The following is a 24,517-nucleotide window of genomic DNA, read 5'->3' on the forward strand; positions in this document are numbered from 1 at the left end:
TTTGGCCCCTACGCGCCGACGTGGGAGCATGGCGCGATTCGCTTGTGGAGAAACGAGATGGTGCGGATTCGCGGAAGCATCGGCGACTGGCCGGTGGACCTGACCCTGGAACTGGACGCCGAGGATTGGCGCCAGCTGGCGCAACACGTGCCCCCGCCGCCGCTGGGCGAGCCGCAGGTCGCGGCGGCCAGGGCGCCGGCGCCGGCAGCGCCGGTGGATCGCCTATGGCAGACCGCCCAGGACCTGCTGCGCGGCAGCGGGCGGATCGAGGGGCCGCAGTTGCTGGCGGAGTTGGAGGGGTTCAGCGGCAATGCCGGCGCCGCCAAGCAACTGCTGGTGCGCCTGCGGCACGACGCCCGGGTCAAGGTCGAGGTGGTCGACGGCACCCAGGTGTTCGTCTGGCTGGAGGACTGAGCCCCGCGGACGGGGCTCGGCGACTCAGTAGAGCGCCTGGTACAGCTTGCGGCGGTAGGCGGTGACCAGCGGGTGGTCGTTGCCAAGCAGGTCGAAGACCTGCACCAGGGTCTTGCGCGGCAGGTCGTCCTGGTAGCCGCGGTTGCGCAGGAACAGCTTGAGCAGTCCGTCCAGGGCCGCCTCGTACTGCTGCCGGGCGAGCTGCTGGACGGCCAACTGGTAGGCTGCCTCGTCGTCGCCGGCATCGGCCGCCAGGCGGCTCTTCAGCTCTGCGCTGTCGGGCAGGTCGGCAGCCTGGCGCAGGAAGGTCAGCTGCGCGCGGGCGCCGGCCAGGGCCTGCTTGTGCTCGTCGCTCTTCACCGCGTCGAGGATGGCCTGCGCCTCTTCCAGTTCGCCGCGCTCGGCCAGGCAGCGGGCGTAGAGGATCAGCGCCGCGGCGTTCTCGTTGTTCTCCGCCAGCAGGGCTTTCAGGGTCGCTTCGGCGTCGCCGATGCGGCCTTCGGCGAACAGCGCCTGGGCCACTTCCAGCGGGTCTTCGTCGGGCAGCGCCGGTGCTTTCACATGGGGTTCGAGCAGGGCGCGGATCTGCGATTCGGGCTGGGCGCCGGCGAAACCGTCGACCGGCTGGCCATCCTTGAACAGGACCACGGTCGGCAGGCTGCGGATGCCGAAGCGCATCACGATGTCCTGCTCGACGTCGCAGTTGACCTTGGCCAGCAGCAATTCGCCCTGGTAGGACTCGGCGATCTGCGCCAGCAGTGGCATCAGCGCCTTGCACGGGGCGCACCAGTCGGCCCAGAAGTCCACCAGGACCGGCTTGTGGAACGAGTTCTCGATGACCAGCTGCTCGAAGTTGGCGCCGGTGACGTCGAAGATGTAGGGCGTATCGCTCATGTCGATTCTCGGAAACGCAAGGTGGTGACCACTATAAGTGGGGGCGCGCCGCGCGCAAACAAGCCCGTGCCTCAGGCTTGCCCGCGTTCGGCGTGATACAGGCTGACCAGGCGGAATTCGGCGGGCTCGGCGAGGTCCGGCCAGGTACAGGCTTCGAGCACGTCCAGGCGTCGGTACAGCGGATGACGGAAGTCACGGACCCGCGAGTCGGCGACCAGCGCCTGGCGGCCGCGGCTGAGGAACTGGTCGAGCAGCGGCAGGTTGGCGCGGTCGTAGAGCACGTCGGCCACCAGGATCAGGTCGAAGCGATCGTCCTCGGCGAAGAAGTCCGCCGAATAGCTCAGCTCCACTCCGTTCAGTTCGGCGTTCGCCCGGCTCGCTGCCAGCGCCAGGGGATCCAGGTCGCAAGCCACCACCTCGGCGGCGCCGGCGCGGGCCGCGGCGATCGCCGCCACCCCGGAGCCGCTGCCGAAGTCCAGCACGCGCTTGTCGCGGACCCACTGCGGGCGCGCCGCCAGCCAGCGCGCCAGGACCAGCCCGCTGGCCCAGCAGAAGCACCAGTACGGCGGCTCTTCGAGGATGCGGCGGGTTTCCTCCGGGCTGAACTGGCGGTCCATGTTCTGCGCGTCGATCAGCCACAGGCGCAGGTCGGTGCCGGGCAGCGCGGTGGCGCTGAGCCGGGCGTCGCCGAGCAGCTCGCCCAGCGCCTGGGTCAGGGCTTGCGGTGCCGTCACGGCGCGCGTACCAGGCGCAGTTCGCCGAGGGACTGGGTGGTCGGCTGGGCGATCCGCAACGGATGCAGGCGCCAGGCCAACTGGCCGGACTGGATCACCCGCGCGTGCAGTTCGACGCGCAGCGCGCCACCGGCCGGCGGGAAGGATTCGGGGTTGAACGGCAGGCGGAAGGGCATGAGTTCGCCGGTGGCCAGCACCGTCTCGCTGGCCAGCAGCCGCTGTGGACGGTCGCGCTCGTCGATCACCAGCAGTGCCATCTGCACCTCGCTGCCGCGTGGCAGGCTGCCCTGGATGCTGCTCAGCGTTCCGCTCAGCTCGCGCAGGTGGGCCGGTAGCACCGGCTCGACCATGGTCACGCTGCGCGAAGCTTGCGGCGTTGGCGCAGGCTTCGGCTTGTCGCTGGAACAAGCGGCGAGGAGAAGGACGGCCAGCAGGGCGATCGGGCGCAGGGTCATGGGCTGCTCCATAGCGGTGGAATCCGGGCGGCGCTTGTATAGCGCAAAGTGTGATTCTTGTCGCGCTTCGCGTAGGCCGCAACGTCCGATTCCTCTCGCCTTTCCCAGCGTGCCGGCGCCGGTCGATTCTGCGGGTGCTCGGTCGGGCGCGGATGCGCTACCATGCGGCTTCCTTCAGCTACGCCTGTATCAGCACCATGCATTGTCCCTTCTGCGGTGCCCATGACACCAAAGTGATTGACTCGCGACTGGTCGCCGAGGGCGATCAGGTGCGCCGGCGCCGCGAGTGCCTGGCCTGCGGCGAACGCTTCACCACCTTCGAGACCGCCGAGCTGGTCATGCCGCGCCTGATCAAGCAGGACGGCAGCCGCCAGCCGTTCGACGAGGACAAGCTGCGCGCCGGCATGCAGCGCGCCCTGGAGAAGCGTCCGGTCAGCGTCGAGCGGCTGGAAGCGGCCATCGGCCACATCAAGCACCAGTTGCGCGCCACCGGCGAGCGCGAGATCAAGTCGCGGGTGCTGGGCGAACTGGTGATGGCCGAGCTGCAGAAGCTCGACGAAGTCGCCTACATCCGTTTCGCCTCGGTCTACCGGCGCTTCCAGGACCTCAACGAATTCCGCGAGGAGATCGAACGCCTCGCCCGCGAGCCGGCCAAGGAATGAACGCCGCCGACCCGCTGTACATGGCCCGCGCCCTGGAACTGGCGCGCCAGGGGCTGTACTCCACCCATCCGAATCCGCGTGTCGGCTGCGTGCTGGTCAAGGACGGCCAGGTGGTCGGCGAGGGCTGGCACGTCCGCGCCGGCGAGCCGCACGCCGAGGTCCATGCCCTGCGCCAGGCCGGCGAGAATGCACGCGGCGCCACCGCCTACGTGACCCTCGAGCCCTGCAGCCACTTCGGCCGCACCCCGCCGTGCGCCGATGCGCTGGTGGGCGCCGGGGTGGCGCGGGTGGTCGCGGCGATGCAGGATCCCAACCCCGAGGTCGCCGGTCGCGGCCTGCTGCGTCTGATGCAGGCCGGCATCGCGGTGCAGAGCGGCGTCCTCGAAGCCGAGGCGCGGGAACTCAACATCGGTTTCATCAAGCGCATGGAACATGGCCTGCCGTTCGTCCGGGTCAAGCTGGCGATGAGCCTGGACGGGCGCACCGCCATGGCCAGCGGGGAAAGCCAGTGGATCACCGGGCCCTCCGCGCGTTCGGCGGTGCAGCGCTTGCGCGCTCGCTCCAGCGTGGTGTTGTCCGGCGCCGATACGCTGCTGGCGGACGATGCGCGGCTCAACGTACGCCCCTACGAACTGGGCCTGAACGCCGAGCTTACCGCGCTCGCCGCGGCTCGCCAGCCGTTGCGGGTGCTGGTCGACGGGCGCCTGCGGGTGCCGCTGGAGTCGGCGTTCTACCAGGCCGGTCCGGCGCTGGTGGCGACCTGCGCCGCCGCCTCGGCGCGCGAACGCTTCCAGGACGCCGGCCACGAACTGCTGGCGCTGCCCTCCGCCGAGGGCCACGTCGATTTGCACAAGCTGCTCCTGGAACTGGCGGCGCGCGGCGCCAACGAAGTGCTGGTGGAGGCCGGCCCGCGTCTGGCCGGCGCCTTCGCCCGGCTGGGGCTGGTGGATGAGTACCGGCTGTTCGTCGCGCCGAAGTTCCTCGGCTCCAGCGCCCGTCCTTTGCTCGACTGGCCGCTGGCGCGGATGGCCGATGCGGCGCAGTTGCGGATCGACGACATCCGCGCGGTGGGCGACGACTGGCTGGTCACCGCGCGGCCCCATCCGCGGGACGCCTGAACTTCGCTGCGCGGCGACGCGGCGGACGATGCACAAGCGGCGCAACTGTGGTAAAACGCCACACGGCCATCTCGGTGGCCGTAACGTTCTCAGGGCGGGGTGAAAGTCCCCACCGGCGGTAATGGCGCGCAAGGCGCCTAGCCCGCGAGCGCTTGCCGGACCGGCCACCGCCGGACGACAAGGTCAGCAGACCCGGTGCGATTCCGGGGCCGACGGTCATAGTCCGGATAAAGAGAGAACGGGATTGCCTGCCTGGGCGTACCCTGTGCGCCCGCAAGATCCCCTTCGATCCAAAAAGCCCTGTTTTTCACGAAACAGGAGTTCGTCATATGTCTTCATCTTGGAATACCCGCGCTATGGCACGCAGGCCGCTCGGCGTCGCGCCGGCCATGCTGCGCGCCTGTGCGGCGGAAAAACGGGAGGTCGCATGTTCACCGGCATAATCGAGTCGATCGGCAGCGTCCGCGCAATGACGCCCAAGGGCGGCGACCTGCGGGTCTACATCGCCACCGGCAAGCTCGACCTGGGCGACGTCAAGCTCGGCGACAGCATCGCGGTCAACGGCGTCTGCCTGACCGCGGTGGAACTGCCCGGCGATGGCTTCTGGGCCGACGTCAGCCGCGAGAGCCTGGCGCGCACCGCCTTCCAGCACCTGAAGGTGGGCAGCCGGGTGAACCTGGAAAAGGCCCTGACGCCGACCACCCGCCTCGGCGGACACCTGGTGAGCGGCCACGTCGACGGCGTCGGCGAGGTGCTCAAGCGCGAGGAGAACGCCCGCGCCATCCAGTTCACCGTGCGTGCCCCGCGCGAACTGGCCAGGTACATCGCGCACAAGGGCTCGATCACCGTCGACGGCACCAGCCTCACGGTGAACGCGGTGAACGGCGCGGAGTTCGAGCTGACCATCGTCCCGCATACGCTCAGCGAAACCATCATGGCCGAGTACCAGCCCGGACGCCGGGTCAACCTCGAGGTCGACCTGCTGGCCCGTTACCTGGAGCGCCTGCTGCTTGGCGACAAGGCCGCCGAGCCCAGCGCCTCCGGCATCAGCGAAGCGTTTCTCGCCGAGAACGGTTTTCTCAAGTAACCCACGAATTGCATAAGGGGGTGCCCATGGCACTCAACACGATCGACGAACTGATCGAAGACATCCGCCAAGGCAAGATGGTCATCCTGATGGATGACGAGGACCGCGAGAACGAAGGCGACCTGATCATGGCCGCCGAATGCGTCCGCACCGAAGACATCAACTTCATGGTCAAGCATGCCCGCGGCCTGGTCTGCATGCCGATGACCCGCGAGCGTTGCGAGCGCCTCGGCCTGCCGCTGATGGTGCAGCGCAACGGCTCCGGCTTCGGCACCAAGTTCACTGTCTCCATCGAGGCCGCCGAGGGCGTCACCACCGGCATCTCCGCCGCGGACCGCGCCCGCACCGTGCAGGCTGCGGCGGCGAAGAACGCCGTGGCCGCCGACATCGTCAGCCCCGGCCACATCTTCCCTCTGATGGCCCAGCCGGGCGGTACCCTGGCTCGCGCCGGGCACACCGAGGCGGCCTGCGACCTGGCGCGGATGGCCGGGTTCGAGCCGTCCGGGGTGATCTGCGAGGTGATGAACGACGACGGCAGCATGGCTCGCCGGCCCGAACTGGAGGCGTTCGCCGCCGAGCACGGGATCAAGATCGGCACCATCGCCGACCTGATCCACTACCGGCTGATCCACGAGCGCACCGTCGAGCGCATCGCCGAGCAGCCGCTCGACAGCGAACTGGGCCACTTCAACCTGATCACCTACCGCGACTCGGTGGAGGGCGACGTGCACCTGGCGCTGACCCTCGGCAAGGTCTGCGCGGAAGAGCCGACCCTGGTCCGCGTGCATAACATGGACCCGCTGCGCGACCTGCTGCAGGTCAACCAGCCGGGCCGCTGGAGCCTGCGCGCGGCGATGACCAAGGTCGCCGAGGCGGGCAGCGGCGTGGTGCTGCTGCTCGGTCACCAGATCGGCGGCGACGACCTGCTCGCCCATGTCCGCGAGATCGCTTCGGCGCCGGCTCCGGCGCCCAAGGCCACCACCACCTACAGCACCGTCGGTGCCGGTTCGCAGATCCTGCGCGACCTCGGCGTGCGCAAGATGCGCCTGCTGAGTGCGCCGATGCGCTTCAATGCGATATCCGGTTTCGACCTGGAAGTTGTAGAATACCTGCCCGCCGAATAAGGCCTGTCCCGCCCGCCGCGTGCAAGATCGCGGTGGGCGCTATGCTGGACGGACCTTTCGACCCTTTTCGCTCGGGGCGCAACGGCGTCCCGGCTCTTTAACAGATGAGACCTGCTCATGACCCTGAAGACCATCGAAGGTACCTTCATTGCCCCCAAAGGCCGCTACGCCCTGGTGGTCGGCCGCTTCAACAGCTTCGTCGTGGAAAGCCTGGTCAGCGGCGCCGTCGACGCCCTGGTCCGCCACGGCGTGGCTGAAAGCGAGATCACCATCATCCGCGCCCCGGGTGCCTTCGAGATCCCGCTGGTGACCCAGAAGGTCGCCCAGCAAGGCGGCTTCGACGCCATCATCGCCCTCGGCGCGGTGATCCGTGGCGGCACCCCGCACTTCGAATACGTGGCTGGCGAGTGCACCAAGGGCCTGGCCCAGGTGTCCCTGCAGTTCGGCATCCCGGTCGCCTTCGGCGTCCTCACCGTCGACTCCATCGAGCAGGCCATCGAGCGCTCCGGCACCAAGGCCGGCAACAAGGGCGCCGAAGCCGCGTTGTCGGCCCTGGAAATGGTCAGCCTGCTGGCGCAGTTGGAGGCCAAGTGAGCAATCAAGACAGCGGCAACCCGGCAGCCAAGCCGCCGAAAGGCAAGACCGCCGCTCGCCGCAAGGCCCGCAGCCTGGCCGTCCAGGCCCTGTACTCCTGGCAGATCGCCGGCCAGCCCCTGCACGAGATCGAGGCGCAGTTCCGCACCGACAACGACTTCTCCGAGGTCGACGGCGCCTACTTCCACGAGATCCTGCACGGCGTGCCGCGACAGAAGAGCGAGCTGGACTCCACCTTCGAGCCCTGCCTGGACCGCCCGCTGGCCGAGATCGACCCGGTCGAGCTGGCCATCCTGCGGCTGTCCACCTACGAACTGCGCAACCGCATCGACGTGCCCTACAAGGTAGTGATCAACGAGGGCATCGAGCTGGCCAAGACCTTCGGCGCCACCGACGGCCACAAGTTCGTCAACGGCGTGCTCGACAAGCTGGCGCCGCGCCTGCGCGCCGCCGAGCTGCGCGGCGGCAAGCGCTGATCCCGCGCCGGCGGCGTCATGGGTGAGTTCGAGCTGATCCGCCGCTTCTTCGCCGCGGCCGCCTGCGCGGCGCCGGCGGCGGACGTGGCCCTCGGCATCGGCGACGACTGCGCCCTGCTGGCGCCGCCAGCCGGCGAACAACTGGCGGTCTCCACCGATACCCTGGTGGAAGGCGTGCATTTTCCCGCCGGTTGCGACCCTTTCCTTCTTGCCCAGCGCGCCCTGGCGGTCTCCGCCAGCGACCTGGCGGCGATGGGCGCCGCGCCCCTGGCCTTCACCCTGGCCCTGACCTTGCCGCAGGCCGACGCCGAGTGGTTGCAGGGCTTCGCCCGCGGCCTCGACGCCATGGCCCGGCAGTGCGGCCTGGCGCTGGTCGGCGGCGACACCACGCGCGGCCCGCTGAGCATGACCCTGACCGTATTCGGCAGGGTGCCGGCCGGCCAGGCGCTGACCCGCGCCGGTGCGCGCCCGGGCGACCTGCTCTGCGTCGGGGGCCCGCTCGGCGAGGCTGGAGCGGCGCTGGAACTGGTGCTGGAGCGAAGATCGGCGCCCGCCGAGGTGGCCGAACCGCTGCTGGCGCGCTACTGGACGCCGGCCCCGCAATTCGGTCTGGGCCTCGCCCTGCGCGGCAAGGCCAGCGCCGCCCTGGACATCTCCGACGGGCTGCTCGCCGACTGCGGGCATATCGCCCGCGCTTCCGGCGTTGCCCTGTTGGTCGAATGCCAGCGCTTGCAGGCAAGCGCCGCGTTGAGCGGCCTGCTCGCCGGCGAGGAAGCCTTGCGCCAGCAACTGGCCGCCGGCGACGACTACGTGCTGGTTTTCACCCTGCCGCCTGAGTACCTTGGCGAGATTCGCGCCGCGTGGCCGGCCATGGCCGTCATCGGCCGGGTCGAGGCGGGACAGGGGGTGCACCTGCTCGACGCCGACGGAAAGGAACTCATACCGGCCGCGGCCGGTTACCAACATTTCGGAACCCAACGTGACTGAGCATCCTGATCAGGCGCCGGCGCAGCCGGTGCCGCCGTCGGTCTGGCGCAATCCCTGGCATTTCCTCGCCTTCGGCTTCGGCTCCGGCACCCTGCCCAAGGCGCCGGGCACCTGGGGGTCGCTGGTGGCCATCCCGTTCATCCCGCTGTGGCAGATGCTGCCGGACTGGGGCTACTGGCTGATGCTGGGAGTGACCATGCTGTTCGGCTTCTGGCTGTGCGGCAAGGTCGCCGACGACCTGCGCGTGCACGACCACGAAGGCATCGTCTGGGACGAGATGGTCGGCATGTGGATAACCCTCTGGCTGGTGCCGGAGGGCTGGTGGTGGCTGCTGATCGGCTTCGTCGTGTTCCGCATCGTGGATATTCTCAAGCCCTGGCCGATCAGTTGGGTGGACCGCAACGTGCACGGCGGCGTCGGGATCATGCTCGACGACGTCCTGGCCGGGGTATTCGCCTGGCTGGTCATGCAGGGTCTAGTCTGGGGATGGGTACACTGGCTGGTCTGAGGCCTCCCATGCGTCTGCTCGTCCTGTTCTGCTGCCTGTGGCTGCTGCCCGGCGTCGCTTCCGCCGCCCCCTCCGTGGGCGAGATCCGCGTGGTCAGCGAAACCTGGACGCGCTACACCCAGGAGGACGGTCGCGGGGTGGCCTGGGACCTGTTGCGGGCCGTCTACGAGCCGGCCGGGGTACGCCTGCGGATCGCCAACGAGCCCTATACCCGGGCGGTCGGCCTGGTCCTGCGCGGCGAGGCCGACGCCTGGGTCGGCGCCTACCGCGGGGAAATCGACGAAGCGCTTTATCCTCGCTGGCCCTATGACGTCGATCCGATCGCCGTGCTTTCCCTGAAAGACAATCCGCCGCCGCCACTGGAGGGCCTGAGCCGGTTCCGCCTGTCATGGATGCGTGGCTACGCCTTCGCCCGCTATTTCCCTACCCTGACCCCGCACAGCGAGTTGCAGCGCCGCACCTCGGCGCTGCCGATGCTGCTCAACCACCGGGTCGACTATTTCATCGATTCGCGTCCGGAACTCGAGGAAATGCTCGCAGGGGCCGGAGCGCTGGCGGCTGAGTACCGCATCACCGACGTCACTCGGTTGCCGCTGTATCTTGGCTTCTCCGATTCCCCCAGGGGCCGTGAGCTGCTGGCGCTGTTCGACCGGCGCATGCGGCAGTTGCATGCCAGCGGCGAGCTGGAGCGGATCTTCGCCCGCTGGAACTGGCCCTATGCGCCGTTGAAGGCAATCCTGCCACCCAAGGAGTGATCATGCTGCGGCTGTGCGTCGCCCTGTTTTCCAGCGTTCTCGCGTTGTCCTCGCTGGCCGCGCCCCAGGTGTTCGTGGTCGGCCTGTTCCCCGGCGCGGCGGTACTCAACGTCGATGGCCAGCGCAAGCTGGTCAGGGTCGGCCAGACCGGCCCGCAGGGCGTCCAGGTGGTCAGCGCCGACAGCCGCAAGGCGGTGCTGCGGATCGACGGCGTCGAGCGCACCTACGAACTGAGCCGCGAATACAACGAGGCAGGCTATTCGGCGCCGCAGCGGCAAAGCTTCAGCATCGCCCGCGGTACGGGCGGGCACTATTGGGTGGCTGGCTCGGTGAACGGGCAGAACATGCAGTTCCTGGTGGATACCGGCGCCACCAGCATCGCCATGAACGAGAACGAGGCGCGCCGCCTGGGTATCGATTACCGGGTGGACGGCAAGCCGATGGTCGCCTCCACTGCCAGCGGAACCTCGCGCGGCTGGCGGGTGACCCTGGACCGGGTGAAGATCGGCGGTATCGAGTTGCTGGGTGTCGAGGCGGCGGTGATCGAGGGTGGCTATCCGACCGAAGCCCTGCTCGGCATGAGTTTCCTCAACCGGGTGCGTTGGCGCGAGGAACAGGGAATGCTGCTTATCGAGGCCAAGCATTGAATGTCGCTCGCTCATAACCCGGGGTTCTATTCATCGTCCATCTCGATAGGTATTTGCGGCATTTCGAGCTGACCGGGCGCCGGACGCTGCTGGTACAATGGCGGACTTCCGTTTCCCTAGGAGTTCCCCGGTGTCCGTCGTGTTCGTCGCCGCCTCCAAACTGCCGACTCCCTTCGGCGAATTCACCATGCATGGTTTCCTCGACGAGGAGAGCGGCAAGGAACATGTAGCCCTGAGCATGGGCGACATCGCCGATGGCGCGCCGGTGCTTGGTCGCCTGCATTCCGAATGCCTGACCGGCGACGCGCTGTTCAGCCTGCGCTGCGATTGCGGTTTCCAGCTGGAAGGCGCGCTTGCCGCCATCGCCGAGGAGGGCCGCGGCGTGCTCCTCTACCTGCGCCAGGAAGGTCGCGGCATCGGCCTGCTGAACAAGATCCGTGCCTATGAATTGCAGGATGGCGGTGCCGACACCGTCGAGGCGAACCTGCAACTGGGTTTTGGCGCCGACCAGCGCGACTACGCCATGTGCCAGCCGATGCTCGCGCACCTGGGCGTCTCCTCCCTGCGCCTGATGACCAACAATCCGCGCAAGGTCAAGGCGCTGGAAAGCTACGCCATCACCGTGGCGGAGCGCGTGCCGCTGCAAAAGGGCCTGAACAAGCACAACAGGCGCTACCTGGCGACCAAGGCCGGCAAGCTCGGGCACATGCTCGGCAGCCTGCACCAGGGCGAGGCGGAAACCACGTGAGTCGCCAGCAAGCCCGCGGCGCGCTGGGACGTGCCTGGTGGTTGCAACTGGCGTTGGCGCTGTTGCCGCTGATCCTGGTCGAGTTCTTCCTCGGCGAACTGCAACCCCTTCCCCATGGCCTGGCGATGCCGCTGTTCATCGCCGCGCTGCTGTCGATGTTCGTCAACCTGCCGCTGTTCGGTGCCTACAAGCGTGGTCTCATCGCCACCCAGAAAGCGCTGGATACGGCGGAGGAAGCCGCCGCCTGGGCCCGTCTGGCGCAGGTGCGCCGCAAGGCCCTGTTCGGCGCCAGCCTGCCGGCCTGGATCGGCGTGCCGGGTGTGTTCGCCGGGCTCAACGGCGTTGCGCTGATCCTGCTCGGGGTCACCAGCCTGGTGCTGTTCTGGCTCTACCGTATTCCGCGTCAACTCGGTTGATGCGCTCGTTCTGGCTGCTCGCCTGCCTGCTCCTCAGCCTTTCCGCCGGGGCGGCGCAGCGGGTGGTCAGCCTGGCGCCTTCGCTGACCGACAGCGTCCTCGAACTCGGCGCAGCGCGCCGCCTGGTCGGCGTGCTGGATGGCGGCGAGCGTCCGGCGGCGATTGGCGACCTGCCTTCCGTCGGCCGCTACGGCCAGGTCAATCTCGAACGCCTGCTGGAACTGCAGCCCGACCTGATCCTGGTCTGGCCCGGCAGCGTGCCCGAGGCGCAGTTGCAGCGCCTGCGGGACTTCGGCATCGCCCTCTTCATCGCCGAACCGCACAGCCTCGACGAACTGGCCCTGCAACTGGCTGCGCTGGGCGAGGCATTGGGCGAGGCCGAGGCCGGCCAGCGGTTGTCGGCCAGGTTCCGCGAAGGCATGCGGCGCCTGGCCGAGCGCTACCGGCGGGACAAGCCGCTGAAAGTGTTCTACCAGGTCTGGGACCGGCCGCTGTACACCATTGGCGGACGCCAGGTGATCAGCGATGCGCTGCGCGTCTGCGGCGCCGAGAACCTATTCGGCGACCTGCCGCAGCCGGCGCCGCAGGTCAGCGTCGAGGCGGTTCTGGCGCGCGATCCGGCGGCCATCGTCGCCGGCAGTCACGCCCAGCTCGAACTCTGGCGGCAATGGCCGGCGCTGGCGGCGACGCGGCGCGGACAGCTGTACCGGATCGAAGACAAGAACCTCGAGCGGCCGAGCTTCGCCATGCTGGCGGCGACCGAGAAACTCTGCCGCTCGCTCGCCGGGGCGCGCTGAATGCTTGCCGGTATCGCGCGCTGTATCGGCGGATAGCGCCGGCGGCGTTGTTCGCCCTACGGCAATTGGGGGGTAGGGCGAATAACCGCAACGCGGTTATCGCTGCCAGTCGGCGGGGTATGTCGGTATGGTGGTGTATCGGCGGATAACGCCGGTGGCGTTATTCGCCCTACGGCAATTGGGGGGTAGGGCGAATAACCGCAACGCGGTTATCCGCCGTTGTCGCTGGGTTTGGCGCTATTGCCGGTCGAGACGCTGGCGTACCGCCTTTTCGATGCCCGCGGCATCCAGGCCGCATTCGGCGAGCATCTCGCTGGGCTTGGCGTGTTCGACGTAGTAGTCGGGCAGGCCCAGTTGCAGCAGCGGGACTTCGAGGCCCTCGCTGGCGAGGAACTCGCCGACCGCCGAGCCGGCGCCGCCCATCACGGCGTTTTCCTCGATGGTCACCAGCAGTTCGTGGCTGCCCGCCAATTCGCGTACCAGGGCTTCGTCGAGGGGTTTGACGAAACGCATGTCGACGACCGTGGCGTCGAGGCTTTCGGCGACCTTCATCGCCTCCGCCAACTGCACGCCGAAGACCAGCAGTGCGACCCTGCCGCCGCGCCGACGGACCACGCCCTTGCCGATCTCCACCGGTTGCAGGTCCGGATCGATCGGATGGTTGGGGCCGCTGCCGCGCGGATAGCGCACCGCGGCCGGGCCATCGAACAGGTAGCCGGTGGTGAGCAGCTTGCGCAGCTCGTCCTCGTCGCTGGGGGTCATCACCAGCATGCCGGGGATGCAGCGCAGGTAGGAGATGTCGAAGCTACCGGCGTGGGTCGGGCCGTCCTCGCCGACCAGGCCGGCGCGGTCGATGGCGAACAGCACGTCGAGGTGCTGCACGGCGACGTCATGGATCAACTGGTCGTAGGCGCGCTGGAGGAAGGTCGAGTAGATCGCTACCACCGGCTTCATGCCCTCGCAGGCCATGCCGGCGGCTAGGGTCACGGCATGCTGTTCGGCGATGGCGACGTCGAAGTAGCGTTCCGGGTAGCGTTCGCTGAAGGCCACCAGGTCGGAACCTTCCTTCATCGCCGGGGTGATGCCGAGCAGGCGCGCGTCCTGGGCGGCCATGTCGCACAGCCACTGGCCGAAGACGCTGGAATACTTGGGTCCGCCGGTCTTCTTCGGCGCACTGCCGGGAGCTTCCAGCTTGGTGATCGCGTGGTAGCCGATCGGATCCAGTTCGGCCGGGGCGAAGCCCTTGCCTTTCTTGGTCACCACATGGAGGAACTGCGGGCCCTTCATGTCGCGCATGTTGCGCAGGGTAGCCACCAGGGTCGGCAGGTCGTGGCCGTCGATCGGGCCTATGTAGTTCCAGCCGAGCTCCTCGAACAGGGTGCCGGGGACCAGCATGCCCTTGGCGTATTCCTCGGTGCGCCGGGCGATCTCCCAGGCCCCGGGCAGGCGCGAGAGCACCTTCTTGCTGCCCTCGCGCATGCTGCTATAGGTGCGGCTGGAGAGGATCTTCGCCAGGTAGTTGGAGAGCCCGCCGACGTTGTGCGAGATCGACATGTCGTTGTCGTTGAGGATCACCAGCATGTCGGCGTCGACTTCCGAGGCATGGTTGAGTGCCTCGAAGGCCATGCCGGCGGTCAGCGCACCGTCGCCGATCACGGCCACCGACTTACGCTCCTTGCCTTGCAGGCGGGCGGCGATGGCCATGCCCAGGGCGGCGCTGATGGAGGTGCTGGAGTGGCCGACGCCGAAGGTGTCGTACTCGCTCTCTGCGCGGCGCGGGAAGGCCGCCAGGCCGTTCTTCTGGCGCAGGGTGCCCATCAGCTCGCGGCGCTCGGTGAGGATCTTGTGCGGATAGGCCTGGTGGCCGACGTCCCAGACCAGGCGGTCGTCCGGAGTGTCGAAGACGTAGTGCAGGGCAATGGTCAGCTCGACCACGCCGAGGCCGGCGCCGAAATGACCGCCGGTCTGGCCGACGGTATACAGCAGGTACTGGCGCAGCTCGTCGGCCAGGGTTTCCAGGTCCGCCTCGCCCAGCCGGCGCAGTTCGGCCGGCGAAGAGGCGCGGTCGAGCAGGGGCGTGGCGGGGCGCTCGCGGGGAATCTCATGGAGCGTCTTGGGCATCAGGCTGTCGTTATGCAATCCGGAGAGGCCAGCAGTTTACCTGATGCACCGGCCGCGCCCAAGCAAGGGAGCCCCTACCTTTGCCGGGGACTTCCGACGACCCGTCGGTCAGTTGCGTCGCTCGACGATGTAGCGGGCCAGTTGGCGCAGCGGGTCGGCGCTCGGCGGAAAACCGTCGAGGGCGGCCAGGGCCAGGTCGCGCAGCTCCAGGGCATAGCCTTTGGCGGCCTCCAGGCCGAGCAGGGCGGGATAGGTCGGCTTGTTGTGCGCCTGGTCCTTGCCCTGGGTCTTGCCGAGGGTGGCGGTGTCGCTTTCCACGTCGAGGATGTCGTCCTGCACCTGGAAGGCCAGGCCGATCGCTTCGGCGTAGCGCTCCAGGGCGGCCAGCGAGGCGGGCTCGGCGCGACCGCTGGCGAGGGCGCCGAGGCGCACGCTGGCTTCGATCAGCGCGCCGGTCTTGTGCCGGTGCATGACTTCCAGGGCCGCCTGGTCGAGGGCCACGCCGACCGAGCCGAGGTCGATCGCCTGGCCGCCGACCATGCCGGCGGAGCCTGCGGCGCGCGCCAGGCGGGTGAGCATTTCCAGACAGACGGCATGTTCCTGCGGATTGCGCCGGGTGTCGGCGAGCACTTCGAAGGCCAGCGCCTGCAAGCCGTCGGCGGCGAGGATCGCGGTGGCTTCGTCGAAGGCCCGGTGGGTGGTCGGCTGGCCACGGCGCAGGTCGTCGTCGTCCATCGCCGGCAGGTCGTCGTGGACCAGCGAGTAGGCATGGATCAGCTCCACCGCGCAGGCCGCGGCGTCGGCGCGCTGCGGCGCTCCGCCGAGGGCCTCGCAGGCGGCGTAGGCGAGCAGCGGGCGAACCCGCTTGCCACCGTTCATCACGCTGTAGCGCATGGCCTCGTAGAGGCGTTGCAGTTCTTCGCGGGGAGCGACGAACAGGGCGTCCAGGGCGGCATCGACGCGCGCCTGGCAGCGCGCCTGGTAGGCCGCGATCATGCCTCGTCGCCTTCCGCATCGAACGGCGCTTCGCTGAGCTCGCCGTCGCGTTCGAGGAGGATCTGTACCTTCTGTTCGGCCTGGCTCAGCGACGTCTGGCATTCGCGGGTCAGGCGGATGCCCTGCTCGAAGGCGCCCAGCGACTCTTCCAGCGACAGCTCGCCGCTTTCCAGGCGTTCCACCAGGGTTTGCAGCTCGGTGAGGGACTGTTCGAAATCGAGGGTTTTCTTGCGGGCCATCGGGGGAGTCTCGGCGAGGTGTACAAAACCCCGCGACACTAGCAGAGGGGCGGGGGCCGGGCAAATCGGCGGAAGGTCGCTACGACCGATCGGGACGACCATGGCGGCGGCCTTGGCTAAGGTGGAGAGAGGTCCAGCGAGGAGGAGCCGACAGGCGATGCGCATCCAGGAGGTCCGGGAACGCAGTATTCCCCTTTCCCGTTACGCCGGCGTGGCGGCTGCCACCGGTGGTTTGAGCACCAGCCTGGTGGCGGTGCTCACCGATATCGTGCGCGACGGTCGGCGTGTGGTCGGCTACGGCCACGCCTCGGTAGGGCGCTACGCCCAGGGCGGGCTGATCCGCGAGCGTTTCGCCCCGCGCCTGCTGGGGGCTCCGGCGGACAGCCTGGCGAGCGACGACGGCAGTGGCATCGATCCGTTGCGAGCCTGGGACCTGATGATGCGCGACGAGAAGCCCGGCGGCCACGGCGAACGCTGCGTCGCGGTGGGCGCCCTGGACATGGCGCTGTGGGATGCCGCGGCCAAGGCCGCCGGCCTGCCGCTGCATCGCTTCCTGGCGCGACGCCTGGGGCTGGCGGAAGACTATCCGCAGCGCGTACCGGTCTACGCCGGCGGCGGCTACCCCTATCCGCACGACGACCTGGGACGCCTGGAAGAGGAACTGCGGCGCTTCGTCGATCTCGGCTACACCCACGCCAAGATCAAGATCGGCGCGGCCGGGCTGGACCAGGACCGGCGCCGTATCGACAGGGCGCTGCGGGTTCTCGGCGACGCTTCGCGGCTGGCGGTCGACGCGATGAACCGCTACGACGCGGAGGGCGCGGTCGACGCAGCGAAAGCCCTGGCGCCGCTGGGGTTGTGGTGGTTCGAGGACATCTGCGACCCCCACGATTTCCCTACCCAGGCCGAAGTGGCGGATATCTATCCGGGGCCCATCGGTGCCGGCGAGGCCTTGTTCTCCCTGGCCGAGGCTCGCTTGCTGGATCTCTATGGCGGCGTGCGGCGGGAGCGCGACGTGCTGGTGTTCGACCCCGTGCATTGCTATGGCCTGCCGGGCTACCTGGCGATACTCGACCACCTGTGCGCCCGGGGTTGGCCGCGCGCGGCCTTCCGCCCGCACGCCGGCTACCTGTTCAGCCTGCACTTGGTGGCGGCCCTGCGCCTGGGTTGGGCCGAGGCTACGCCGTCGGCTTTCCGGCCATTCGACGATTTCGCCGGTGCCCTGCCGTTTTCCTCGGGATTGGCGGGATTGCCACAATCGCCTGGTATCGGCTTCGAGCGCCAGGCGACACTTGCCGGGCTGTTCCGCAAGCTTCTGGAGGCCTAGAGAACGGTGATTGGCTGGGGTTGTGCGGAGGCATTAAAAAAGCCGGCTTGTGGCCGGCTTTTCTGGGGTGGGGTTGGCTTACTTCTGATAAGCCGCGCCTGCCTTAGGAATTCTGCATCGACGAGCCGAGGGCTCGTGAAGGAAGCGCTACTCTAGCAAACTCGGCCAGTCCTGCCCAGCATCCCGCGGGGCTCTATTTCGCCGGCTGCGAGCGGCGCCTGACGAGAGCGCTCAGCACTTGGGCGACGAGGGCTTGGCCGGCTTGCTTTGCTTCACCGGCGATGCCTTGGGTGGCTGGGGCGCGGGAGCGGTATCCGGACTCAGACCCTCCACGCGGTAGCGCCAACCCTTGACGGCTGAGACCTGCCCGTCGGCGAAGCCCTTGCTGTCGGTCAGTTGCAACCAGTACTGGCGCTCCAGTTCCAGAAGCTGGCCCTGCAGCGTGCCGCCGGCGAAACTCTTGAGCGTGAAGGTCAGCAGCGGTTTTTGCCGCGAGGCCTTGGCCGGCGCGACCTCCAGCAGCCTGAGCGCAGCGAACAGGCGTGCGGCCTGCTCGGCTTCCGCCTCGCCCATCAACTGTGGCCTGGATGGGAACTGTCGCAGGCGGATGCCATCGTCCTTTTCACTGGCTCGGGAAATGTTCAGCCGTACGCCGTTGCCATAGGACAGGGTCAGTTCGCGCAACTGTTCGAATGGCAGGTCGGTCAACCGAGGGTCGAGCAGGGCCAGGTCGTTGACCGGCAGGCCGACCGTTCGGTCGATCAGCCAGGCCCCCTCATCGTCGGCCTGCCTGACCAACTGCCCGCCCTGCGAGGTGCGCTTGCCCAGCAACAGGACCAGCGGCGGCGCGTCGCCGCGCTCCAGGGTGATCCGGCTGGCCTGGCCCTTGCCCTGGTCGGAGAGTCCCATGCGTTCGCGGTTTTCCGGCGAGGCGCTCTTTTCCTCCAGCAGGCGCGCGTCGGCCAGGCTGCGCAACAGCTGCCGGATGGTTTCCCCCGAGGCGGGATAGCCGTCCTTGCTGGCGAGCATCCAGTCCTTGCCATCGCGCCTGGCGCGGATCGTCGGTTGGCCGGGGGTGGCGATGCACAGCGCGGTCACCTGGTGCGGTTTCAGCCCTGGCAGCCAGGCGCGGCTCGCAGGCGGTTGCGCGGGCGGTTGCTGCCGTTCGTGGAGCCAGCCCAAGATTCCGGCGAACAGCGCCAGGGCGAGAGCGAGTCCCGCTACGTTACGCAGGCGCATGTCAGCCCCTCCTCCGGCGCATGCTGCGCCAGCTCCAATGTAGCAGGAGGAACAGGGTGAGCAGTGCCGGCAGCAGGACCGTATTGGCCAGTTTCACCTGTTCCCCCAGGCGCTCGACATCGGCATTCAGCTGGAACTGCAATTGACGCAGTTGCTGGCGGATGCGCAATTTGTCATCGATGAAGCGGCGCAGCGTCGCTTCCATTTCCGGAGTCACCTCCTGGTCGCCGGCGTCCATCGATTGCTGCAAGGTGCGCAGGTTCCTGTCGGTGTCGTTGAGGCTTTGCTGCAGCGCGTTGAGCTGTTCCTGGGCGCGCAGCCCGGCCTCGCGGCGGAGCGCTTCCACGCGGGTGAACGGGCGCTTCGTATGGCCTCGCGAGCGTAGGTCGATCAGCGCGTCCGAACCGGAGAGGTAGTCGAGGGCATTGCCGACGAACAGGTCGTTGTCCGCCCATACCTGCGGCTCGTTGTGGCCGGGCTGTTCCTGGAGCCAGAGCGGATTGCTCAGCAGGTCCGTATCGGCGACCAACAGCACATGGATGTTCGCGCTGTCGCTCAGGCCTTCGCCTTGCTTCCCGCGGTCCGCAGGGAAGGCACTCGTCGCCGGCCCCTCGACCTTGGCGGCCAGCACGTAGCGTTCCCCGGTCGGGACCAGGGTGGCGTTGAGCTGCTCCGTCGAGGATTGGCGGAAGCGTTCCAGCGACAGCGGCATGCTGTGCGCCGAGCTGTGCAGCAACGGAATGAAGCGCGTCGAGGCTCCGCCGAGAGGTTCGAGCAGGCCGACGCTGGCGAGGTTGAGGCTTTCCAGGCCGGTGGTCAGCACGTTGTCGTGGGGGAACGTGTCGCCGGGGAGGTGTAGCCAGGTCGGATTGCGCTCCGGGCGACGTTCGGCGTTGGGCTTGATCATGGCGAACGAGGCATCCGCCAGCAGGGTATCCGGCCGCAACTGGACGCCCCAGGAGCGCAGCAACGGGGCCAGGTCGGAGCTTTTCCCGCCGTCTGCATCGGCGAGACTCAGAGGGTCGACGAAGGCCAGCAGCTTGCCGCCGCGCAGGACGAACTGGTCGATGGCGTATTGGGTCTGTTCGGACAATTGCCTGGGGTGCACCAGCATCAACACCGAGACTTCGGCGGGGATTTCCGTCGAAGCGAGCCCCAGGGTGCGGATGTCGAACTGTTGGTAGAGCTTGTCCATCATCGCCCAGGGCCTGCTGCCCGGCTGCCCGTCGGTGGGCGCCTGCCCGGTCATCGGCAGCGAGCTCATCAGGCCGACTACCGTGCGTTCCCGCTGTGCGAGTGCCTGGACCAGGCGGCTGAGATCGTATTCCAGAAGCGGCTCTTCTTCCGGCGAGAAGAACGGGATCACCTGGAGGCCGTCGGTCGGGTTGGTGGCCGCCAGGCCAAAGTAGATGGCTTCGCCATTCGGGCCGATGGGCGGCGCCTGCAGGCCGAAGCGCGCGGCACGGTCCTCGTCGTCGGAGAATGGCAGGGGATCGATCACGAACAATCGGACATTGCCATGGCTCCGCCGTGCATAGAGGTCCAGCACTTCCTCGACGCGGCGGGCGTAGTTGCGCAGGGCGGGCAGGTCACTGGCGCGGCTTTTCGAAAAGAACAGGTAGAGGTTGAGCGGTTCGTCGAGACTGTCGAGGACTTCCTGGGTGCCGGCGCTGAAGGTGTAGAGCTTCTGCTGGGTGAGGTCGAACTGCTGGTCGCGCAGCAGCAGGCTGGACAGCAGGTTGAAAGCGAGGAACAGCAGGCCGACCAGCAGCAGGCCGACGCCCGAGTACAGGGTTCGTTTCATGGATGTTTCCTACGCTGCCTTTTTCAGGTCGATGACGATGGTGGTGGCGACCAGCCAGGCGACGATCAGGCTGCAGAAGTAGGCCAGGTCGCGGACGTCGAGCACGCCCCGGCCGAGCGCCTCGAAACGGACCAGCACGCTCAGCGAGGCAATGCCGTCCAGCAGCCATTGCGGAAGCCAGCCGGAGAGCGCCTGTTGTACGTGGGGAGTGCCGGCGCCGACGAATAGCAGGCAGACGAGAACGGTCAGGGCAAAGGCGATGATCTGGTTCTTCGCCAGCGCCGACATGCAGGATCCGATGGCCAGGTAGCCGCCGGACAGCAGCCAGCCGGCCAGGTAGCCGGCGATGATCGCGCCGTTGTCGGGCGAGCCGAGGTAGTTCACCGTCAGCGGCATCGGGAAGGTCAGCAGCAACGCCAGCCCGGCGCAGAACCAGGCCGCGAGGAACTTGCCGGTGACCAGGGTGGCGCGGGAGACGGGCAGGGTCATCAGCATCTCGATGGAGCCGGACTTGCGCTCCTCGGCCCACAGGCGCATGGCCAGCGCGGGGATCAGCAGGAGGTAGAGCCAGGGCAGGCTGGAAAAGAACGGCGCCAGGTCGGCCTGGCCGCGCTCGAAGAAATCGCCCAGGTAGAAGGTGGCCACGCCGGAGAGGACGAGGAATACCAGGGTGAACACATAGGCGAGCGGCGTGGCGAAGTAGCTGCCCAGCTCGCGTCTGAAAATGGTGCCGATGGCGGTCATGCGGGGGTTTCTCGGGTCAGTTGGCGGAACACTTCTTCCAGTTGGCCGTGTTCGGTACGCACCCCGGATACCCGCCAGCCGCTGCCGTGGATCAGGCGGTTGAGCGCGGGAAGGATCTGCGCGCCGGGGCGGGCCAGAATGGTCAGGGTGCCGGCCCGGTCGGGGCGTCCTTCGATACCGGCGACGCCGGGGAGCATGGCGATGGCCAGCGGGTCTACCGGTGCTTCGATGCTGAGGCTGACGGCATGGTGGTAGCGGCTGCGGGTCCTGAGTTCGCCCGGGGTGTTGTCGGCCAGCAGGCGGCCGCCGTTGATCACCAGGGCGCGGCTGCACATGAACGAGACTTCCTCGAGGATGTGCGTGGAAATCACCACGATCTTGCTTTCCGAGAGGTTCTTCACCAGTTGCCGGACCTGGTGCTTCTGATTCGGGTCGAGGCCGTCGGTGGGCTCGTCGAGCAGGAGCAGCTCGGGATCGTGGAGGATCGCCTGGGCCAGCGCGACGCGGCGCTTGAAGCCCTTGGACAGGGTTTCGATGATGCTCCTGCGCTCATCCCGCAGCTCCATGCAGTCCATGGCGCTGTCGATGCGCCGACGTTTTTCCCGTCCGCTGTAGTCGCGGATGGACGCGACGAAGGCGAGAAAGCCCTCGACCGTCATTTCTCCGTAGCTGGGAGCGTTCTCCGGCAGGTAGCCGATCAGCTTCTGTGCCTGGCGCGCCTTGTCCTGCATGTCGAAGCCGAAGATGCGTACGCTGCCGGCGCTCGGCGCGAGGAAGCCGGAAAGCATCTTCAGGGTGGTCGACTTGCCCGCTCCGTTGGGGCCGAGGAGACCGACGATCTCTCCCCGGTCGATGCGGAAGCTCAAGTCGTTTACCACCGTCCGGCCGGAAAAGCGTTTGCTCAGTCTGTCTATGTCGATCATGGTTTCACTGGAAGTTGAGCCGTTTGCTGTTATGCGTAGGGGATCGCATGAGCGCGGTAGATTACCGGGAGTTATTGGCTGGTTTTTCCAGTGGGCTCTTTTTAAGATTAGTTACTTATATTGTTGGGAAACTTCCTACGAATTCTCGTTAAAAGATGGAAGTTATCGAGACTTCCAGGGCAGCCCTGTAGCTGGCGCAGCGCCTTGGTTCCGCTGTGGGAACGCGGCCATGTCGCGCTCGCTGGTGCCTATGTTGGGGACGCGTCGATTTCCCCTGCGGAGTTTCACGAGGGAAGGCAGTTGCCGTTTCGATAGACGGGAAGCGGAATAGCCCGGCCGCCTGGATCTTCCGAACTTCGAGACCAATGCAAGTTGGAGGAAGACCCGACTTCCGCCAGTAGCGGTTATTCCTCGCCTTTCAGCAGCGGAAGGCGAATCTCGAAAGTGGTGCCCTGGCCAACCTGGCTCTGGCAACCGATCCTGCCGCCGTGCCGGTCGATCACCGTCTTGACCATGGCCAGCCCCAGGCCCAGGCCGGCGCTGCCCTCGGCGGAAGCGAAGCGCTGGTACTGGCTGAACAGGCGCGGTAGTTCGGCGGCCGCGATACCTTTGCCCTGATCGACGATCCGGCAGCTCAGCCAGTCGCCTTCGAGGCGGATGCTCAGGCTGACGACGGTCCCCGCCGGGCTGTACTTGACCGCATTCTCCAGCAGGTTGAACAGCGCGCGCGTGAGCAGGCCGGGGTCGGCCCAGACCATCGGTTCCTGCTCGTCGTCCCAGTCGCGCCGCAGGTCGATGTCTTTCTGTTGCGCGAGGGGCCAGAGCTGGTCGGCGGCGTCCATCGCCAACATGGTGAACATGCACGCTTCGAAGCGGTAGGCGTCGGATTCGGCCTTGGCCAGTTGCACGAAGGCGTCGGTCAGGCCCAGGGCGCGACGGACCTGCTGCTCTATCTGTCGGTAGACCTGCTGGCCGGCTTCGTCCTCGGCGGGGCGGACGTCGAGCAGGGCGAGGATCGCCGAGTGCGGCGCGCGCAGGTCATGGGAGAGGAAGCGCAGGAGGGTGGCGCGCTGGCGCTCGGCATCGCGTTCGGCGCTCAGGTCGATCAGGCTCACCAGCCAGCCGATGGCGGTTTCGCTTTCGACCGGCAGCAGGCGCGCCAGGTCGAGGCGCAGGTCGCGTTCCCGGTGGTCGCGGAACTCGATGGCTTCCAGGGTTTCCAGCGTTGGGCGGGCGCCACCGGCGAGGCTCGGATGGCCGAGTTCGGCCAGGCGCTGGCGCAGTTCGGCGCCGCGCAGCTCGCCGCCGAACAGGTCGCGTGCCTTGCGGTTGGCCAGCAGGATCTGCCCCTGCGGGTCGCAGATCAGGGTCGCCACCGGCAGGCCTTCCAGGCCGTCGGCCATGAACCGCCGGCTGTCGCGGGTGCGGCTGACCGCCTGCTCCAGGGCGGCGATGCGGTTCTGCAATGGATCGTTGCCGGCGCGCGGGGGGCTGGCCCGCTCGGGCAGCACCTTGGGCTCGCGGTCGAGGCGCGCCAGTTCCCAGCCGAAGTAGGCGAGCACCGCGTTCAGCCGGCGCCAGCTCCAGATCAGGTAGGCCAGCAGCAGGCCGACCAGGCTGGCCAGCGGCGACCACCACCAGCCGTTGAGCAGCAGCGCCCAGGAAAGACCCAGGGCCAGGGCCGCGCAGGCCAGGGTGAGGAGCAAGGCGTGGCGCGAGCGGAACAGCATCAGGCCGAGCAGCAGCGCTACGCTGGCGGCGGAGAGCAGGGCGGCGAGCCAGGGTTGCAGGTCGACGGCGGTGCGCTGCTGCAACAGGCCGTTGAGAATGTTGGCCTGGATCTCCACCCCCGGCGTGGTGCCGAGGCTGGCCGACAGCGGGGTGACATAGCGGTCGCCGAGGCCCGGCGCGGTGGCGCCGACCAGGACCAGGCGGTCGCGCAGCAGGCTGTCTGGCACCTCGCCGCGCAACACGCTGACGTAGGGCACGCTGGGGAAGCCCGCGTCGGCACCGATGAAGGGAATGCGGATGGCGTGGTCACGCTGCCAGCCGGGCAGGTTGCGCATGTCGTCGAGGCCGGGCATGGGCATGGCGCCGGCATCGGCGAATGCTTGCCAGGCGAGCAGCGGGCGCGGCTGGCCGAGCGGTCCTTCGCGCAGGTAGACGCTGCGCACCGTGCCGTCGCTGTCCGCTTCGACGTTGATATGCCCGATGCCGGCGGCGCAGCCGGCCAGCGGCGCGGTCGGCGGTATCTCCCGTGGCGGTTCGCCGTAGCGCGGCACGCTTTCGCGCAGCAGTGGCAGGAGGACGTTGCCGGCCCGGCACAGCGATCTTGCCAACTGGCGGTCGCTGTCCGGATTGGAGGAGGGTTCGCTGAAGATCACGTCGAGCAGTACGCTGCGTGCGCCGGCGGCGGCCAGGCGATCCAGCAGCTCGGCGTGGACGCTGCGCGGCCAGGGCCAGCGACCGAGGCTTTCCAGGCTACGGTCGTCGATGGCGACGACGAGGATGCGCGGATCGACGGCCAGCGGGGCGAGGTTGCGCAGGCGGTCGTAGAGCAGGTTGTTCAGCGGCAGGCCGCTGCTCAGCGAAAGCAGGGCGGTGAGCGGAAGGAGCAGCAGGCTGACCAGCAGCCATTCGCGCACCAGGCCGCGGAACAGCCGCTGCGCCTGGCTGGGCTCGTCCTGGCGGTCGAGCGCCTTCATCGG

At 68.1% G+C, this 24,517-nt stretch carries 26 protein-coding genes and 1 riboswitch; of the genes, 15 read left to right on the plus strand and 11 right to left on the minus strand.

Annotated elements, in window-relative coordinates; all coding sequences use genetic code 11:
• Positions 1-57: 57 nt before the first annotated feature.
• Positions 58-414: a hypothetical protein gene (locus tag ACM0M4_RS04960; protein WP_003105273.1), complete on the plus strand. Its 357-nt coding sequence runs from the start codon at positions 58-60 to the stop codon at positions 412-414.
• A gap of 24 nt (positions 415-438) precedes the next feature.
• Here ACM0M4_RS04960 and trxA read toward each other — a convergent pair whose 3' ends face one another.
• From trxA to ACM0M4_RS04975, 3 genes are all read right to left on the minus strand, one after another.
• Positions 439-1,308, minus strand: coding sequence for a thioredoxin (trxA, locus tag ACM0M4_RS04965; RefSeq protein ID WP_003105274.1), 870 nt, complete (start codon positions 1,306-1,308; stop codon positions 439-441).
• A 71-nt stretch (positions 1,309-1,379) separates the two neighbouring features.
• Positions 1,380-2,042, minus strand: coding sequence for a class I SAM-dependent methyltransferase (locus ACM0M4_RS04970; RefSeq protein WP_003113049.1), 663 nt, complete (start codon positions 2,040-2,042; stop codon positions 1,380-1,382).
• Positions 2,039-2,509 carry a YbaY family lipoprotein gene (locus ACM0M4_RS04975; protein ID WP_003113050.1) on the minus strand — a complete coding sequence of 157 codons (471 nt, stop codon included), beginning with the start codon at positions 2,507-2,509 and terminating at the stop codon, positions 2,039-2,041. Before ACM0M4_RS04975 ends, ACM0M4_RS04970 begins: the two co-directional genes overlap by 4 nt.
• 185 nt (positions 2,510-2,694) lie before the next feature.
• Between ACM0M4_RS04975 and nrdR the strand changes: the two genes are divergently transcribed.
• The 13 genes from nrdR (at position 2,695) to ACM0M4_RS05040 (ending at position 12,416) form a co-directional block, all read left to right on the plus strand.
• Positions 2,695-3,159, plus strand: a complete 465-nt coding sequence (gene nrdR / locus ACM0M4_RS04980; protein WP_003107181.1) for a transcriptional regulator NrdR — start codon at positions 2,695-2,697, stop codon at positions 3,157-3,159.
• Positions 3,156-4,277 (plus strand): bifunctional diaminohydroxyphosphoribosylaminopyrimidine deaminase/5-amino-6-(5-phosphoribosylamino)uracil reductase RibD, encoded by a 1,122-nt coding sequence (ribD, locus tag ACM0M4_RS04985; RefSeq protein WP_115288967.1) that lies wholly within the window; start codon positions 3,156-3,158, stop codon positions 4,275-4,277. The genes nrdR and ribD overlap by 4 nt, the downstream gene beginning before the upstream one ends.
• Positions 4,278-4,358: 81 nt before the next feature.
• A riboswitch (FMN riboswitch) is annotated at positions 4,359-4,521 on the plus strand.
• A 183-nt stretch (positions 4,522-4,704) separates the two neighbouring features.
• The gene (locus tag ACM0M4_RS04990; protein WP_003093316.1) at positions 4,705-5,364 is read left to right on the plus strand and encodes a riboflavin synthase; all 660 of its coding nucleotides are present in this window, start codon (positions 4,705-4,707) and stop codon (positions 5,362-5,364) included.
• A gap of 26 nt (positions 5,365-5,390) precedes the next feature.
• A complete protein-coding gene (gene ribBA / locus ACM0M4_RS04995) occupies positions 5,391-6,488 on the plus strand; it encodes a bifunctional 3,4-dihydroxy-2-butanone-4-phosphate synthase/GTP cyclohydrolase II (protein WP_003093313.1) in 1,098 nt (365 codons plus the stop codon).
• Between the two features lie 117 nt (positions 6,489-6,605).
• Positions 6,606-7,082: a 6,7-dimethyl-8-ribityllumazine synthase gene (gene ribH / locus ACM0M4_RS05000; RefSeq protein ID WP_003093311.1), complete on the plus strand. Its 477-nt coding sequence runs from the start codon at positions 6,606-6,608 to the stop codon at positions 7,080-7,082.
• A complete protein-coding gene (gene nusB, locus ACM0M4_RS05005) occupies positions 7,079-7,558 on the plus strand; it encodes a transcription antitermination factor NusB (RefSeq protein WP_003093308.1) in 480 nt (159 codons plus the stop codon). Before ribH ends, nusB begins: the two co-directional genes overlap by 4 nt.
• Before the next feature lie 18 nt (positions 7,559-7,576).
• Positions 7,577-8,545, plus strand: a complete 969-nt coding sequence (gene thiL, locus ACM0M4_RS05010) for a thiamine-phosphate kinase (protein WP_003113052.1) — start codon at positions 7,577-7,579, stop codon at positions 8,543-8,545.
• The gene (locus tag ACM0M4_RS05015) at positions 8,538-9,053 is read left to right on the plus strand and encodes a phosphatidylglycerophosphatase A family protein (protein WP_003093304.1); all 516 of its coding nucleotides are present in this window, start codon (positions 8,538-8,540) and stop codon (positions 9,051-9,053) included. Before thiL ends, ACM0M4_RS05015 begins: the two co-directional genes overlap by 8 nt.
• Positions 9,054-9,061: 8 nt before the next feature.
• Positions 9,062-9,808, plus strand: a complete 747-nt coding sequence (locus tag ACM0M4_RS05020) for a substrate-binding periplasmic protein (protein ID WP_003102821.1) — start codon at positions 9,062-9,064, stop codon at positions 9,806-9,808.
• 2 nt (positions 9,809-9,810) lie between these two features.
• Positions 9,811-10,455, plus strand: a complete 645-nt coding sequence (locus tag ACM0M4_RS05025) for a TIGR02281 family clan AA aspartic protease (RefSeq protein ID WP_003093301.1) — start codon at positions 9,811-9,813, stop codon at positions 10,453-10,455.
• A gap of 130 nt (positions 10,456-10,585) precedes the next feature.
• Positions 10,586-11,203, plus strand: coding sequence for a GTP cyclohydrolase II (gene ribA / locus ACM0M4_RS05030; RefSeq protein WP_003110510.1), 618 nt, complete (start codon positions 10,586-10,588; stop codon positions 11,201-11,203).
• Entirely contained in the window at positions 11,200-11,619 is a 420-nt protein-coding gene (locus ACM0M4_RS05035) for a hypothetical protein (RefSeq protein WP_003118238.1), read from the plus strand. Before ribA ends, ACM0M4_RS05035 begins: the two co-directional genes overlap by 4 nt.
• Positions 11,619-12,416, plus strand: coding sequence for a cobalamin-binding protein (locus ACM0M4_RS05040; protein WP_004351643.1), 798 nt, complete (start codon positions 11,619-11,621; stop codon positions 12,414-12,416). Before ACM0M4_RS05035 ends, ACM0M4_RS05040 begins: the two co-directional genes overlap by 1 nt.
• Before the next feature lie 237 nt (positions 12,417-12,653).
• Here the strand turns inward: ACM0M4_RS05040 and dxs are convergent, their stop codons facing one another.
• The 3 genes from dxs to ACM0M4_RS05055 form a co-directional block, all read right to left on the minus strand.
• Positions 12,654-14,537: a 1-deoxy-D-xylulose-5-phosphate synthase gene (gene dxs / locus ACM0M4_RS05045; protein ID WP_003102816.1), complete on the minus strand. Its 1,884-nt coding sequence runs from the start codon at positions 14,535-14,537 to the stop codon at positions 12,654-12,656.
• Positions 14,538-14,645: 108 nt separating this feature from the next.
• Positions 14,646-15,533: a polyprenyl synthetase family protein gene (locus ACM0M4_RS05050; RefSeq protein ID WP_003114915.1), complete on the minus strand. Its 888-nt coding sequence runs from the start codon at positions 15,531-15,533 to the stop codon at positions 14,646-14,648.
• Complete coding sequence (locus ACM0M4_RS05055) at positions 15,530-15,772, minus strand: exodeoxyribonuclease VII small subunit (RefSeq protein ID WP_003093283.1); 243 nt, start codon at positions 15,770-15,772, stop codon at positions 15,530-15,532. The genes ACM0M4_RS05050 and ACM0M4_RS05055 overlap by 4 nt, the downstream gene beginning before the upstream one ends.
• Before the next feature lie 157 nt (positions 15,773-15,929).
• Here ACM0M4_RS05055 and ACM0M4_RS05060 point away from each other — a divergent pair, with 157 nt between their 5' ends.
• On the plus strand, positions 15,930-17,099 hold the full coding sequence (locus ACM0M4_RS05060; protein WP_003114914.1) for a mandelate racemase/muconate lactonizing enzyme family protein: 1,170 nt from the start codon (positions 15,930-15,932) through the stop codon (positions 17,097-17,099).
• Between the two features lie 231 nt (positions 17,100-17,330).
• Here ACM0M4_RS05060 and ACM0M4_RS05065 read toward each other — a convergent pair whose 3' ends face one another.
• The 5 genes from ACM0M4_RS05065 to ACM0M4_RS05085 all read right to left on the minus strand — a co-directional run bounded on the left by ACM0M4_RS05065 (position 17,331) and on the right by ACM0M4_RS05085 (position 24,514).
• Positions 17,331-18,338, minus strand: coding sequence for a DUF4340 domain-containing protein (locus tag ACM0M4_RS05065; RefSeq protein WP_003114913.1), 1,008 nt, complete (start codon positions 18,336-18,338; stop codon positions 17,331-17,333).
• A gap of 1 nt (position 18,339) precedes the next feature.
• On the minus strand, positions 18,340-20,142 hold the full coding sequence (locus ACM0M4_RS05070; RefSeq protein WP_003114912.1) for a GldG family protein: 1,803 nt from the start codon (positions 20,140-20,142) through the stop codon (positions 18,340-18,342).
• 9 nt (positions 20,143-20,151) lie between these two features.
• Positions 20,152-20,886 carry an ABC transporter permease gene (locus ACM0M4_RS05075; RefSeq protein WP_003102804.1) on the minus strand — a complete coding sequence of 245 codons (735 nt, stop codon included), beginning with the start codon at positions 20,884-20,886 and terminating at the stop codon, positions 20,152-20,154.
• Positions 20,883-21,809: an ABC transporter ATP-binding protein gene (locus ACM0M4_RS05080; RefSeq protein WP_003118243.1), complete on the minus strand. Its 927-nt coding sequence runs from the start codon at positions 21,807-21,809 to the stop codon at positions 20,883-20,885. The genes ACM0M4_RS05075 and ACM0M4_RS05080 overlap by 4 nt, the downstream gene beginning before the upstream one ends.
• A gap of 404 nt (positions 21,810-22,213) precedes the next feature.
• Complete coding sequence (locus ACM0M4_RS05085; RefSeq protein ID WP_003114910.1) at positions 22,214-24,514, minus strand: CHASE2 domain-containing protein; 2,301 nt, start codon at positions 24,512-24,514, stop codon at positions 22,214-22,216.
• Between the last annotated feature and the right edge of the window lie 3 nt (positions 24,515-24,517).

The organism is Pseudomonas sp. 18-147 (assembly GCF_051048045.1).
GTDB classification, from domain to species: domain Bacteria; phylum Pseudomonadota; class Gammaproteobacteria; order Pseudomonadales; family Pseudomonadaceae; genus Pseudomonas; species Pseudomonas aeruginosa.

What these genes read in the sequence shown, in the direction of transcription:
- ACM0M4_RS04960 (WP_003105273.1), top strand. Translation starts at nt 58, where the DNA reads ATGGTGCGGATTCGCGGAAGCATCGGCGACTGGCCGGTGGACCTGACC.
- trxA (WP_003105274.1), bottom strand. Translation starts at nt 1,308, where the DNA reads ATGAGCGATACGCCCTACATCTTCGACGTCACCGGCGCCAACTTCGAG.
- ACM0M4_RS04975 (WP_003113050.1), bottom strand. Translation starts at nt 2,509, where the DNA reads ATGGAGCAGCCCATGACCCTGCGCCCGATCGCCCTGCTGGCCGTCCTT.
- nrdR (WP_003107181.1), top strand. Translation starts at nt 2,695, where the DNA reads ATGCATTGTCCCTTCTGCGGTGCCCATGACACCAAAGTGATTGACTCG.
- ribD (WP_115288967.1), top strand. Translation starts at nt 3,156, where the DNA reads ATGAACGCCGCCGACCCGCTGTACATGGCCCGCGCCCTGGAACTGGCG.
- ACM0M4_RS04990 (WP_003093316.1), top strand. Translation starts at nt 4,705, where the DNA reads ATGTTCACCGGCATAATCGAGTCGATCGGCAGCGTCCGCGCAATGACG.
- ribBA (WP_003093313.1), top strand. Translation starts at nt 5,391, where the DNA reads ATGGCACTCAACACGATCGACGAACTGATCGAAGACATCCGCCAAGGC.
- ribH (WP_003093311.1), top strand. Translation starts at nt 6,606, where the DNA reads ATGACCCTGAAGACCATCGAAGGTACCTTCATTGCCCCCAAAGGCCGC.
- thiL (WP_003113052.1), top strand. Translation starts at nt 7,577, where the DNA reads ATGGGTGAGTTCGAGCTGATCCGCCGCTTCTTCGCCGCGGCCGCCTGC.
- ACM0M4_RS05020 (WP_003102821.1), top strand. Translation starts at nt 9,062, where the DNA reads ATGCGTCTGCTCGTCCTGTTCTGCTGCCTGTGGCTGCTGCCCGGCGTC.
- ACM0M4_RS05025 (WP_003093301.1), top strand. Translation starts at nt 9,811, where the DNA reads ATGCTGCGGCTGTGCGTCGCCCTGTTTTCCAGCGTTCTCGCGTTGTCC.
- ACM0M4_RS05040 (WP_004351643.1), top strand. Translation starts at nt 11,619, where the DNA reads ATGCGCTCGTTCTGGCTGCTCGCCTGCCTGCTCCTCAGCCTTTCCGCC.
- dxs (WP_003102816.1), bottom strand. Translation starts at nt 14,537, where the DNA reads ATGCCCAAGACGCTCCATGAGATTCCCCGCGAGCGCCCCGCCACGCCC.
- ACM0M4_RS05050 (WP_003114915.1), bottom strand. Translation starts at nt 15,533, where the DNA reads ATGATCGCGGCCTACCAGGCGCGCTGCCAGGCGCGCGTCGATGCCGCC.
- ACM0M4_RS05055 (WP_003093283.1), bottom strand. Translation starts at nt 15,772, where the DNA reads ATGGCCCGCAAGAAAACCCTCGATTTCGAACAGTCCCTCACCGAGCTG.
- ACM0M4_RS05060 (WP_003114914.1), top strand. Translation starts at nt 15,930, where the DNA reads ATGCGCATCCAGGAGGTCCGGGAACGCAGTATTCCCCTTTCCCGTTAC.
- ACM0M4_RS05065 (WP_003114913.1), bottom strand. Translation starts at nt 18,338, where the DNA reads ATGCGCCTGCGTAACGTAGCGGGACTCGCTCTCGCCCTGGCGCTGTTC.
- ACM0M4_RS05070 (WP_003114912.1), bottom strand. Translation starts at nt 20,142, where the DNA reads ATGAAACGAACCCTGTACTCGGGCGTCGGCCTGCTGCTGGTCGGCCTG.
- ACM0M4_RS05075 (WP_003102804.1), bottom strand. Translation starts at nt 20,886, where the DNA reads ATGACCGCCATCGGCACCATTTTCAGACGCGAGCTGGGCAGCTACTTC.
- ACM0M4_RS05080 (WP_003118243.1), bottom strand. Translation starts at nt 21,809, where the DNA reads ATGATCGACATAGACAGACTGAGCAAACGCTTTTCCGGCCGGACGGTG.
- ACM0M4_RS05085 (WP_003114910.1), bottom strand. Translation starts at nt 24,514, where the DNA reads ATGAAGGCGCTCGACCGCCAGGACGAGCCCAGCCAGGCGCAGCGGCTG.